The sequence below is a fragment of the Demequina sp. genome (genome assembly GCA_024707205.1).
GTDB lineage: Bacteria > Actinomycetota > Actinomycetes > Actinomycetales > Demequinaceae > Demequina.
In genome coordinates this window covers 2,201,300-2,213,784 of sequence record JANQAD010000001.1, presented here as the reverse complement: position 1 = coordinate 2,213,784, position 12,485 = coordinate 2,201,300, and the positions used below count along the sequence as shown (strand labels likewise).

At 68.3% G+C, this 12,485-nt stretch carries 11 protein-coding genes; 4 read left to right on the top strand and 7 right to left on the bottom strand.

The window, feature by feature from the left end; translation table 11 throughout:
• Nucleotides 1–94: 94 nt before the first annotated feature.
• On the bottom strand, nt 95–1,090 hold the full coding sequence (locus NVV57_11345; GenBank protein MCR6713240.1) for a DUF4192 domain-containing protein: 996 nt from the start codon (nt 1,088–1,090) through the stop codon (nt 95–97).
• 106 nt (nt 1,091–1,196) lie between these two features.
• Between NVV57_11345 and NVV57_11340 the strand changes: the two genes are divergently transcribed.
• Nucleotides 1,197–2,255, top strand: coding sequence for a polyprenyl synthetase family protein (locus tag NVV57_11340; GenBank protein MCR6713239.1), 1,059 nt, complete (start codon nt 1,197–1,199; stop codon nt 2,253–2,255).
• Here NVV57_11340 and NVV57_11335 read toward each other — a convergent pair.
• A complete protein-coding gene (locus NVV57_11335) occupies nt 2,252–2,599 on the bottom strand; it encodes an Rv2175c family DNA-binding protein (protein MCR6713238.1) in 348 nt (115 codons plus the stop codon). The two genes, NVV57_11340 and NVV57_11335, sit on opposite strands and share 4 nt — an antisense overlap.
• Nucleotides 2,600–2,700: 101 nt before the next feature.
• On the opposite strand from NVV57_11335, the gene NVV57_11330 reads away from it, so the two are divergent.
• Together NVV57_11330 and pknB are read left to right on the top strand one after the other, a co-directional pair.
• A complete protein-coding gene (locus NVV57_11330; protein ID MCR6713237.1) occupies nt 2,701–4,023 on the top strand; it encodes a LysM peptidoglycan-binding domain-containing protein in 1,323 nt (440 codons plus the stop codon).
• A 60-nt stretch (nt 4,024–4,083) separates the two neighbouring features.
• Nucleotides 4,084–6,042 (top strand): Stk1 family PASTA domain-containing Ser/Thr kinase, encoded by a 1,959-nt coding sequence (pknB, locus tag NVV57_11325; protein MCR6713236.1) that lies wholly within the window; start codon nt 4,084–4,086, stop codon nt 6,040–6,042.
• On the opposite strand, the gene NVV57_11320 is transcribed toward pknB, so the two are convergent.
• The 4 genes from NVV57_11320 to NVV57_11305 form a co-directional block, all read right to left on the bottom strand.
• Nucleotides 6,039–7,412, bottom strand: a complete 1,374-nt coding sequence (locus tag NVV57_11320) for a 3-deoxy-7-phosphoheptulonate synthase class II (GenBank protein ID MCR6713235.1) — start codon at nt 7,410–7,412, stop codon at nt 6,039–6,041. The two genes, pknB and NVV57_11320, sit on opposite strands and share 4 nt — an antisense overlap.
• Nucleotides 7,409–8,608 (bottom strand): pyrophosphate--fructose-6-phosphate 1-phosphotransferase, encoded by a 1,200-nt coding sequence (locus NVV57_11315; GenBank protein ID MCR6713234.1) that lies wholly within the window; start codon nt 8,606–8,608, stop codon nt 7,409–7,411. The genes NVV57_11320 and NVV57_11315 overlap by 4 nt, the downstream gene beginning before the upstream one ends.
• A gap of 75 nt (nt 8,609–8,683) precedes the next feature.
• A complete protein-coding gene (locus NVV57_11310) occupies nt 8,684–9,397 on the bottom strand; it encodes a 1-acyl-sn-glycerol-3-phosphate acyltransferase (GenBank protein ID MCR6713233.1) in 714 nt (237 codons plus the stop codon).
• Complete coding sequence (locus NVV57_11305; protein ID MCR6713232.1) at nt 9,397–10,350, bottom strand: ROK family glucokinase; 954 nt, start codon at nt 10,348–10,350, stop codon at nt 9,397–9,399. Before NVV57_11305 ends, NVV57_11310 begins: the two co-directional genes overlap by 1 nt.
• Before the next feature lie 84 nt (nt 10,351–10,434).
• Between NVV57_11305 and NVV57_11300 the strand changes: the two genes are divergently transcribed.
• Nucleotides 10,435–12,261, top strand: a complete 1,827-nt coding sequence (locus NVV57_11300) for an AMP-dependent synthetase/ligase (GenBank protein ID MCR6713231.1) — start codon at nt 10,435–10,437, stop codon at nt 12,259–12,261.
• Between the two features lie 10 nt (nt 12,262–12,271).
• Here NVV57_11300 and NVV57_11295 read toward each other — a convergent pair whose 3' ends face one another.
• Nucleotides 12,272–12,481, bottom strand: a complete 210-nt coding sequence (locus NVV57_11295; GenBank protein ID MCR6713230.1) for a hypothetical protein — start codon at nt 12,479–12,481, stop codon at nt 12,272–12,274.
• Nucleotides 12,482–12,485 lie beyond the last annotated feature (4 nt).

Here is a 12,485-nt window from a genome sequence, read left to right as displayed (position 1 = left end):
GAGGCTGGTGGGCCGCGCGCAAATCCATTAAATTGTAACGCCGCTGTCAAGTGATTCGTTCCCCGATCGCACCGGTTTTCTCGCCTCACACCCCCTAATGGGCGCTTTGTCCGGCATGCGCAAGCCAGCCAGGGCGGATCCCGCGGCTGACCGCGAGCAGGACGAGCTCCGCGAGGCGGTAGTTGGGATCGGCGCTCAACGCCACGTCACAACGCTCCTTCGCCTCGTCAAGATTCCCTTCCCACCAGTCCAGCACGGCAACCAACGTGTTCGTCGCCGCCTTGCGAGAGCGTCCGCGCGCGGCCCGCGCCACGCGCTCCACCACCGCGCGGGCGCGCTCCGTGACAAGCAGGTTCGGTCGCGCGTGGCCGACGAGCGCCGCATCCAGGGCGACGGCGACGGCCCCGGTCTCGAGCCCCTCCAGCGCATCGTCCCTCGCCTCAGGCCCCGCCCCGAGGATCGTCAGCACCACCCAGTCGCGCACGCACAGGTCGTCGAGCGTAGCCGCGAGCCTGCGCGCGGCAGTGGCGTCGCACACGGCACCCTCTGCGAGCGCCTCCTCCCACACGAGCGCCGCCGACTCGCGCTGCTCGAAGCGGCGCTGAACTCGCTCGAGCGCCCTGCGCGCATGCTCGGCGTGCTCCTCGGCCCGCCTGCGCGCGTCCTCGACGATGTTCGCGTAGGCGACGGGCACCTCGGGAAGTTCGCGAGGGCAGCACCCGACGTCGAAGCATCCAGGGCGGAACCACTCGCCGTCCTTGACCGCGAGCACCTCCGCGTTCGGGACCGCGACGTCCACCTCCAGGCGGAGCGCCTCAAGCGCAGGGCAGTGGGCGCGCACGTCCGCATCGGTGTAGCTCACGAGCAGCACCGCGAAGCCGCGATCCTCACACAGCTCCTCCGCGACGGCGGCCGCGGTGACTCCCGCGGAGTCCTCGTCAAGCAGCACAGAGCGCGGGATCTCGAAGGCGCACGTGGGCAGACCCGACTCGTTGAGGCTCAACGCCACCACCGCCTCGCTCGGCTCGTGGCCCAGGACCGTAGGGATTCCGGCGACGATCTCGCCGAGGCCAATCTTCAATGTCTCCATGCCGAAACCCTGACGCGGCCGCCCGGCTGGCGCGAGCGTCGGACCGCCGAACGGTGGATAACCCCAAGGTGAGACCACCCTGGGGACGCGCCTCTAGGCTGGTGCCGTGCCCGATGCCACGCAGGACGCGATCGAGGCGGCGATTGCCGCGACCATTGCGGAGGTCCGCGCGACCGCGAGCCCCACAGGCGCCATCGGCGAAGAGCTCATCGATGCACTCGCCGTCGCCGTGCGCGGCGGCAAGCGAATGCGCGCGGCGGCCATCATGGCGAGCTATGCGGCGCACGGTGGAAACGATCCCCATGCCGTCGCTCCCGTGGCGGCCGCGCTCGAGCTCTTCCAGGCGGCTGCCCTCGTCCACGATGACGTGCTCGACGACGCGAACACCCGTCGCGGACGGCCAACGACTCATCTCACGTTCGCCAAGGAGCACGCGGATCGCGGCGGGACCGGCGCCCCGGAGCGCTTTGGCCTCGCGGGCGCGGTGCTCGCCGGCGACCTGAGTCTGGTCGCGGCGACGCGAGCGATCGCCGGCGCGCCCCTGGGCGAGGCGCAGGCAACGACGATGCGCCTGTTCACCGAGATGATGGAACTCGTCACCGTTGGCCAGTACCTCGACATGCGCATCGCGGCCACTCCCCTGACGGCGCTCGACGGCCAGCTGGAGGACATCCGCGCCACGATGCGCGCGAAGACGGCGTCCTACACCGCCGAGTTCCCGCTCGCCCTTGGGGCGAGCGCGGCCGGTGCCTCCCCAGCGCAGATCGAGGCGGCACGCGCGGCGGGGCTGCCCGCCGGCATCGCCTTCCAGCTGCGCGATGACCTCCTTGGGCTCGTAGGCGACAGTTCCGTGACGGGAAAGCCGGTTGGCGAGGACATTCGCGAGGGAAAGCGCACCGTTCCGCTGTGGCACGCCTGGACACGGGCCGACGCTGCCGCCAGGTCCGCGCTCGAGGTCGCCGTGGGCCGGCCAAGCGCGAGCGAGGCTGAGGTCGCCGCCGCGATAGCCGTCATCAGGGAGTCGGGAGCCATCGCCGCTGTGGAGGCAGAGATCGCCGGGCTCACCGCAGAAGCGGACCGCATTGTCGGCGGCCTCGCCATCGCCCCGGAGGGCCGCGCCGAGCTCTCGAGGCTGCTGCTTACCTGGGGCGCGAGAGAGTCCTAGAGCAGCGTCTGAGCGATTCGGCGCACGGGCGCGCGCTTACCGGACCGCAGTGCCGCGAGGGGACTCATGCCGAGTTCCTCCTCGTCCTTGAGCAGCCACTCGAGCACCGCCTCGTCGCTCAGATGCGCGTCCTTGAGCACCGTCAGCGTGCCGTGAAGCCACGGCAGAATCGCGGGCGCGCCATCGAGGTCGACGATGAAGTCCGCCGGAATCTGGACGGTGTTGCGCTCTCCCCGCCGCGTCGACACGAGGGCCCCCTCACGGAGCAGTTCGCGCACGTGAGACGCCGTCACACCAAGGCGATCGGCGAAGTCTGGAACGGTGAGCCACTCGGCGTCTGACATGCGCCAAGACTATCGAGGGTTGCCGTCGGCGCCCTCGCGAGATATTGTCACATGAGTCACTTGAGTCACATCCGTCACACCCTCACCGTCTGGAGGACACCGTGACCTCGTTCACCCCCACCGCAGGAGCGCGCACCAGCGCGATCAGCGCAACGGCCGTGATCTCCGCCACCGGGCTGTTCGCGTCCCCGGCCCACGCCGAACAGGCCCACGAGGCGGGCATCGCCGCAGAGGCGGCCCCCGTCACCGCGCAGCTCGCCGCCCTTCCAGCCTCGATCGAGCGCGCGCTCGCGCCCGCCGCGGCGCCCGTTGTTCTCGCGGTGCCAACCGCTCGCGCCGCGGAATCCACGTCTCGCGTCACCCACGCCGTGGTGCGCGGTGACACCGTCTGGGACCTCGCGCGCCACTATGGATCCACCGTGACGGCGATCGTGGACGCGAACCACCTGGACCGGCGCGCCACGATCCACGTTGGCGACAAGCTCGTGATCCCGGGCGCGACGAAGGCCGCGCACACCAAGACCGCTGCCACGAAGTCGGCCACCAAGTCGTCGACCCAAAAGGCCACCGGCTCCGCAAAGCACACGGTGAAATCCGGCGACACCGTCTGGGACCTCGCCGTCCACTACGGCACCACCGTCGCCTCGATCGTCAAGGCCAACAACCTGGGTTCCCACGCGGTGATCCACGTGGGCGACCGCCTCACCATTCCCGGCGTGAAGGCGACCACGACCACCAAGTCGAGCACAGCGTCGGGCACCACCAAGTCCACGACCGCGGCCGCGCGGTACACCGTCAAGTCTGGCGACACGCTCAGCGCGATCGCCCGCAAGTTCGGCACCACAGTCTCCAAGATCGCGGGTGCCAACGGCATCACGGACCCCTCGTCGATTCGCGTGGGCCAGAAGCTCACCATCCCCGGCGGTGTGCCAACGGGCCTGGTAGGAGACACATTTGCTGGGCGCACGTACTCGAAAGACGTGGTGCGGGGAGCGAACGCGAACAAGCAGCTCCTCAACAACAGCGCCGTGCCCACGCGCGCCCAGACGCGCGCGCTCGTCGAGAAGACGGCCAAGAAGTACGGCGTCAACGTGTCGCTCGCGCTCGCCGTCGCGTACCAGGAGTCCGGCTTCAATCAGCGTGCCGTCTCCCCCGCCAACGCCATCGGCACGATGCAGGTGATCCCGTCCACCGGCGCGTGGGTCTCCACCATCGTTGGCCGCGACCTCGACCTCCTCGACGCCAACGACAACATCACGGCCGGTGTGGTGCTCCTCAAGTACCTCACGCGCAATGCGGACAACCTGGACCAGGCGATCGCCGGGTACTACCAAGGCCTCGCAGGCGTGCGAAAGCACGGCATGAACCCCGACACGAAGCAGTACGTGAAGTCCGTCCGCGCGCTGATGAAAAGGTTCGACTGACCTTGCCCGCACCCGGCATGCCCCTCAAGGGCACGTTGCAGCCCCGCCTAGAATGAAGCCGTGTCCGAGACGCTCACCGACCCCTTGATCGGCCGCGTCGTCGACGGGCGGTACGAGATCCGCAATCACGTGGCGACGGGTGGGATGGCGGCCGTCTACGTTGCCTTCGACAAGCGGCTCGAGCGCGAGGTGGCGCTCAAGGCGATGCACCAGCCACTGGTTGACGACGCCGCGTCGCGAGAGTTCGTGGCGCGCTTCCGCCGCGAGGCGAAGTCCTCCGCGCGGCTCACGCACCCAGGCATCGTGCACGTCTACGACCAGGGCATCGACGGCGAGCTGTCCTACCTGACGATGGAGTACGTGCGCGGTGAGAACCTTCGCTCGCGCATCGCGCAGGAAGGCACCCTCACCATTGGCGAGGCGCTCGGCCTCACCGACGCGATCCTCGACGCGCTCGCGACAGCTCACCGACTGGGGCTCGTGCATCGCGACGTCAAGCCGGAGAACGTCCTCATCGACACCGACGGCCGTGCGCGCATCACGGACTTTGGGCTCGCCAGGGCCGTCACCGAGGTGAACGCCCAGTCGGACACCCTCATCATGGGCAGCCCCGGCTACCTCGCTCCGGAGCTCCTCACCGCCGGCGACGCGGGCTCCCCTGGTGTCGACGTGTACGCGGTGGGCGTCATGTTGTTCGAGATGGTCACCGGACGGCATCCCTTCACCGGCGAGTCCCCCGTCGACATCGCCGCGCAGCACGTTCACGAGGACCTTCCCACCCCGTCGACCTTTGCCCCCTGGTTGCCCACGGAATTCGACGACCTCGTCGCGGCCCTCGCGGCACGCGAATCCAGCGAGCGGCCTACGGACGCCGCTGCGGCGCTCGTGCTCGTCAGATCCACGCGCGCACTCATGGACGATCCAACCCTCGACCGACGGGCGGACCCGCCGAGCGGGACGCTCGCGATCACGAGGGATCCCGACGCGACCACCGTGCTCGAGACCCCGGCCGCGGGAATGACCGTCGCGCTGCCGGTCGGGATCGGCCGGCCCTTCGAGCGCGTGGGCACCGACCTCGCCGCCTTCGACGAGGACCCGGACGCCCTGCTGCCAACCAAGCCGCAGCGTCGGGCCTGGTGGTGGGTGGGAGCGATCCTCGCCGTGATCGTGCTGCTCGGCGCCGCGAGCCTGTGGTGGTACAACGCCGTGGGCCCCGGGGCGTTCACGACGGTGCCGTACGTCGAGGGGCAGACTCAAGAGGACGCCACCCGCATGCTTGAGGCCGCCGGATTCACCGTCAAGGTCGACGAGCGCAACGATGACGAGGCGATCGAGGGCACTGCCATCGGCACGGATCCCAAGGCGCAGCAGCGCGCGCAGAAGGGCACCGAGGTGACGCTCATCATCTCGCTCGGCCCGGAGATGATCACCGTTCCCTCCGTTGTCGGCAGCCAGGAGGAAGTCGCGCGCGCGGCCCTCGACGAGGCGCGCCTCACTGCAGCCAAGTCGGAGACCGTCTACGACGACACCATCCCCAAGGGCGAGGTCATCTCTGCGAGTCCTAAGCCAGGGACCAGCATCCGCCACGACGAGCCCGTGACCCTCACCGTCTCCGGCGGCCCCGAGCCCATCGTCGTGCCCGACCTCACGGGAATGACGCTCGAGGAAGCGCAGGCCTCGCTCGCTGACTACGCCATGGATGTCACCGTGGAGCACGACCGCACCGAGAAGGTGGCGAAGGGCCAGATCTTCAAGCAGGATCCCAAGGCCGACGCCGACGCCCACCGCACCGATCCGATCACCATCTGGGTCTCCGACGGACCGCCGCTGATCACGGTCGACGACTATGTGGGGATGGACTACGCGGACGGGGTTGCCGCAGCCAAGAAGGATGGCTTCAACGTGGTCACGAACGGAAAGTACGCGTTCCTCAGCCACAAGAACCACATCGTGGACCAGAGCCTCGCGCCCAATCAGCAGGTCGAAAAGGGCACGACGCTCGTCTTGGTCTACAACTAGATCGTCTCCACTCGCGGGGTTCGCTTGGCGAGCAACTCGGACACGAGGAACGCGAGCTCGAGCGACTGCTGGTGATTCAGGCGCGGATCCACCTTGGTCTCGTAGCGCAGCGCAAGGCTCGCGTCATCGATCTTCTCGGTGCCGCCGAGGATCTCGGTGACGTCGTCTCCCGTGAGCTCCACCAGGAGCCCGCCGGGAACCGTGCCGAGCGCCTCGTGGACCTCGAAGAAGCCCGTGACCTCGTCCAGGATCGTGTCGAACCGACGCGTCTTGAAGCCAGACTCCGAGGTGAACGTGTTGCCGTGCATCGGGTCGCTGAGCCACGTCACGTTCAGGCCCGCGTCCCGCACCGCCTCCACCAGCTGCGGCATGTTGGCGCGGATCTCTTCCGCCCCCATGCGCACGATGAACGTGAGGCGTCCCTCGACGTTCTCCGGGTTGAGCTTCTCGGCGAGCGCGAGCGCCTCCGCGCCGGTCGCCGTCGGCCCCAGCTTGACGCCGATGGGGTTGTGGATCTTGGACATGAACTCCACGTGGGCCCCATCAAGGTCCCGAGTGCGCTCGCCGATCCACACGAAGTGCGCCGAGCAGTCGTACGGCAGGTCCGATCGCGAGTCGATGCGCGTGAGCGCCCTCTCGTAGTCGAGCAACAGCGCCTCGTGGCTAGCGAACAGGTCCACGGTCTTGAGCGCATCGAAGTCGCCTCCGGCCGCGCCCATGAAACGCACCGCGCGATCGATGTCGGCCGCCATCTGCTCGTACCGGGCGTACGAGGGATTCGCGGCGAAGCCCTTGTTCCAGGCGTGGACGCGACGCAGGTCGGCGAAGCCGCCGTGGGTGAACGCGCGCACCAGATTGAGCGTGGACGCGGACACGTTGTATGCGTCGAGCATGCGCTCCGGGTTCGGAACGCGTGCCTCCGGCGTGAACGCCGAGGAGTTGATGATGTCGCCACGGTAGGCCGGCAGCGTGACGCCGTCGCGGGTCTCGAGGTCCGCGGAGCGCGGCTTGGCGTACTGGCCCGCGATGCGCCCAATCTTGACCACCGGCGTCGACGCGCCGTACGTGAGGATGACGGCCATCTGCAGGATCGTCTTGATCTTGTTGCGGATCCGGTCCGCGGTGGCCTCGGCGAAGATCTCGGCGCAGTCCCCGCCCTGCAGCACGAAGGCCTCTCCCTTGCCGGCCGCCGCGAGGTGGCCGCGCAGGACGTCGGCCTCCCCCGCGAATACCAGGGGTGGGACGCGCTCAAGCCGAGCCCTCACGCGCGCTAGTGCATCAGCGTCGGGCCATGCCGGCTGCTGCTTCGCCTCCCGCGTCAGGTACGAGTCAACGCCCGCTGCCGCGAGCCTGTCCCCCGTGTCGCTCATGGCTGCCCAATATCGGCGAGGAGGTCCGTGTACCACTCCTGCGTGACGTCGAAGGGCTTGTGGCCCTTGATGCGCGGGAACTCGATCGCCTTGAGGCGGTCGCCGTCCTCCTCGTCGTGGCCGATCACGCCGGACTCGCCGCGAAGGGCGCACTCCACCGCGTAGTCGGTCATGGACTTGATGAGACGCAGGTCCTCCGGGTTGGCCGCGGCCGAGCGCGAGAAGTAGCCGGACTTCTGCACCATCACCTTCTCGGCGCCGAGGCGCTCCGCGAACTGCTTGGCGAACCAGGCGCCGGGGTTGATGGTGTCGAGCCGCACGTGACCGAAGGCATCGCGCAGCACCTCTCCGCCCGCCTCCTCGATCTCCTTGATGATCTCGGGGACGCCCGCGCCCTCGGACAGGAAGATGTTGACGTTGCCCACCTCGTCCATGACCGCGCGCAGGCGCTCCGCCTCGGCGTCGAGATCGATCGGGGACTCTGGCACGTACACGGCGTGGATGTCCCATCGCTCCTCGCTGAGGCCGATCTCCGGGAGCCATTCGCGCGTGGCCAGCCACTCGCGGTACTTGAGGGCCGACGCTGCCGTGAGCCACCCGCACGCGCGCCCCATGACCTCGTGCACGATGAGCATTCGGGGTCCCGAGCGGTGCTCGCCAATGATGTTCTGCGCGAAAATCGAGCTCTGCTCCGCGGCGGTCCAGGCGCCGAGGCTCTGGCGGATGGGGACCACGTCGTTGTCGATGGTCTTGGGCAGGCCCACGACCGTGAGTCCGTAGTCGTTGCTCGCGAGGTACGCGGCGAGGTCGGCGGCGGTCGTGTTCGTGTCATCGCCGCCGATCGTGTGCAGCACGTCCACGCCATCCTTGACCAGCTGCTCCGCCGCCACCTGGAGCGGGTCCTGACCCTCCTGCACCAGGCCGCGCTTGACGCAGTCGGCGGTGTTGGTCAGCTTCACTCGCGAGTTGCCGATGGGCGAACCGCCGTACTCGTGGAGCAGTCCGGCGTGCTTGCGCACCGTGTCGGTGATGGTCACGCTCTCGCCCTTGAGGAGGCCCCAGTAACCATGCTGGTACGCGATGATCTCCACCTCTGGGGCGATCTCGGTGTAGCGCTCGATCAGTCCGCCGACGGCGGATGACAGGCAGGGGGCGAAGCCTCCGGCGGTGAGCAGGGCAACACGGCGCACTGACATGACGGGCCTTTCACATGGGGGTTATCGCGACCATCCTAGTGGCGGCCAGCGGGCCCCAAGGCTAGGGCGACGGTCCTACCCAGCCGCCCCGGCGTCGGGCCCTTTGGCCTTCTCCATGGAGCGCTTGACGATGGCGGCGTCCTTGTCGACGTACTCCTGGCCGGACAGCTCCTGGATCGCCGTCATGATGCGCGTTGTCGCCACGCGCAGGGCCTCCCGGTCCTCCTGCCTGCCGGCGAACTCGCTGAGGTCAATGGCGCGGCCGATGCGCGCACCCACCTTCACCGCGCGGTTCGGCACGCGCTGGCCGATGGGCTGCGCCTTGTCGGTGCCGATCATGGCTACGGGAATCACCGGAACGCCGGCCTCGATCGCCATGCGCGCCGCGCCCGTCTTGCCGCGATAGAGGCGGCCATCGGGGCTGCGTGTGCCTTCGGGATAGATGCCGAGCAGGTCACCGCCCTTGAGCACCTCAACACCCGTGCGGATGGCCGCCTCGGATGCCCGCCCGCCTCCGCGCTGTACGGGAATGGTGCCGACGCCCTCCATGAAGGCCTTCGTCGCCCACCCCTTGACGCCCTTGCCCTCGAAATACTCCGCCTTGCCCAGGAACACGAGCTTGCGCTTGATCACGAGCGGCAGGAACACCGAGTCAGAGAACGAGAGGTGGTTCGACGCGAGGATCGCGCCGCCCTTCTCCGGGATGTTCTCCTCCCCCTCGTGCCAGGGGTCGTAGTACACCTTGAGCCCGGGCCCAAGGAGTACGTACTTGAAGGCGTTGTAGTACATCAAGACTCCAGTCGTGCGAGCGCCGCCGCTCCCACGATACCCGCGTCGTTGCCCATAGCCGCCGCCACGATCGGGGCCTGAGTGCGGTGCCCCCTTGCCGACAAATGGGAGGACAGCGCCTCGCGCGCGGGGTCAAGCAGCAGGTCACCCGCGCCGATCACGCCCCCGCCAACGACGAATCGCTCGGGGTCGAGCACGGCGGCGAGTCCCGCGCAGCCCTCGCCGATCCAGCGGCCAAGTTCCGCGAGCTGCCCGACGCTGAATTCGTCTCCCTTGAAGGCGAGTTCGGTGATCATGGGGCCCTTGATGGCTGACGGGTCTCCCCCGGCGGCCTCGATGAGCGCGGCCGCGCGCTTAGGGTGCGCCGCCGCGGCCTTCCGCGCCTCGCGCGTGAGCGCAGAGCCTGAGGCGTACTGCTCCCAGCATCCACGCTGGCCGCAGCCGCACGGCTCCCCGTTGGGGACCACCCGCAGGTGGCCAAGCTCCGCGGCGAAGCCGTATGCGCCGCGTAGCATGCGCCCGTCAGCGACGATGGCCGCGCCAAGGCCGGTGCCGATGGTGAGCATCACCATGTGCTGGGAGTCCGAACCAGAACCGTACGCGAACTCGGCCCAGCCTGCGGCGTTTGCGTCGTTCTCCACGACCACATCGATGTCGAGCCTGCCGATGGCCGAGGCGACTCGCTGCGCAAGTGGGTACTCGCGCCACGCGATGTTGGGCGCGAAGAGCACTCGCTCGCGATCCGAGGAGACGAACCCTGCGGCCGCGAGTCCCACCGCGTGAAACTCGTGGTCCACGGCCAACTCGGCGACCGCGTCGGCGATCGCCGCATCGATGCTCGCGGGATCTTGAGGGTTCGTCTTGCGCTTCGTCTTGGCGAGGATGGTGCCGAACTCGTCGACGACGCCGACGGCGATCTTGGTACCGCCAATATCCACACCGACCGCGTGCACGTATTCCAGCCTTTCTTGGAGTCCCCGGAGGCTCTATGAGGGTATCGTTTCCGTCACCGACGCCAAGCCACGGGAGAGACGACGATGCCTACCCAGACGGAGGACTATCCACGCAACATTGTTGCGCTCGCGGAGGGCGGCTGGGTCGCCCGAGGGCCCGAAACGGTGTTCCGCTGGCACGACGACAAGCTCGAGTGGCACGACGTCTCCGGCGACGAGGCCATGGACATGGTCCGACGCGCTTCGCTCGGCCTCATCGCGCAGGGCGTGAAGGTGGGCGATCGCGTGGCGATCATGGCCAAGACCCGCTACGAGTGGACCATCATCGACCTCGCCCTGTGGTCGGTTGGAGCGGTCCCCGTGCCCATCTATGACACCTCCTCGCAGGATCAGATCGACTGGATCACGTCCGACGCGAACGTCACCCGGATCTTTGTCGAGACCGCGAAGCACGCCGAGCTCGCCCGCGCGGTCGCGCTGACCGAGTCACCTCTGCAGCACGTGCACGTGATCGACGAGGGCGCGCTTGACGAGCTCTACCGGCTCGGAGCGGGCGGCGACCACGCCGAGGTCAAGCGCCGTACCGAGAGCGTCGGGCTCGATGACCTCGCCACGATCATCTACACCTCCGGAACCACCGGCAGGCCCAAGGGCGTGCGGCTGAACCACTTCCACTTTGTGCACCACACTCGTGGCATCCAGGAGGCGCTGCCGGAGGTGCTGTATCAGGAGGGCGCCAGCACGGTCCTGTTCATGACCCTCGCGCACGTGTTCGCTCGGCTCATCGAGATCGTGTTCCTCGCCACCGGCGTCATCGTTGGCTTCTGCCCCGACTCCTCGAAGCTCGTGCCGCTGCTCGGCCCCTTCAAGCCGACGCTGTTGGTGGCTGTTCCCCGAGTCTTCGAGAAGGTCTACAACGGCGCAGAGCAGACCGCCGCCGCGGGCGGCAAGGTGAAGATCTTCCGCTGGGCGGCCAAGCAGTCCATCGACTACTCGATGGCCCTTGACACGCCCTCCGGGCCCGGTGTGGCGCTCAAGCTGCGCCACGCGCTCGCGCACAAGCTGGTGCTGCACCGCATCATGGACCTGCTCGGCGGACAGGCGAGGTGGGCCGTGTCCGGCTCCGCGCCGCTGGGTGCGCGCCTTGGCCACTTCTACCGCGGGCTCGGCATCACCGTGCTCGAGGGATACGGTCTCACCGAGACCACGGCGGCGTCCCACGTCAACCGGCCCAAGCTGTCCAAGATCGGCTCAGTCGGGCTCCCGCTCAGCGGCACCGAGGTCAAGATCGCGGACGACGGCGAGGTCCTCATGCGCGGTCCCATTGTGTTCGAGAGCTACCACCACAACCCAGAGGCCACGGCCGAGGCGTTCGAGGGCGGCTGGTTCCACTCCGGCGACGTCGGGTATGAGGACGAGGACGGCTACCTGTTCCTCACCGGCCGCAAGAAGGAGATCATCGTCACCGCAGGCGGCAAGAACGTGGCGCCCGCAGTGCTCGAGGATCGCCTGCGCGCGTACGCGCTCGTGAGCCAGGTTGTCGTCGTGGGCGACGCGCGACCGTTCATCGGCGCCCTCATCACGCTCGACGACGAGGCGCTGCCCGGCTGGCTCAAGAGCCACAGCTTCCCGCCGATGACGGTGGAGGAGGCGGTCAAGAGCCCGATCATCCTGGAGCACCTCGACAAGGCGGTCGAGCGCGCCAATGAGGTGGTGTCGCGAGCAGAATCCATCCGCAAGTACGAGCTCCTCACGGACGACTTCACCATCGCGAACGGCTACCTCACGCCCTCGCTGAAGGTGAAGCGCGCCTTGGTGTTGAAGGATTATGCGGACACGGTCGAGAGCCTCTACACGGACAACAGGGGTGGCGGAGGCAGCGGGGCTCCCGGCCACAACGTCGGCTCGTAACGCAGGTGAGCTAGACGGCCCTTCTCTCGACAAGGCGCAGCGGCGGCACGAGGCCACCAGCTACCAGGGCGGACACGGCGGCCGAGACCTCCGTGTCGAACTCGACGACCGTCGTGAGGGGCTCCGGCTCCGCGGGGCGCACGCCGATCGTGAGGAACGTGACTACACAGTCCGCGCACGCCTTGCCGCGGACCTCACAGGTATCGCAATCAATGAGCATGCCT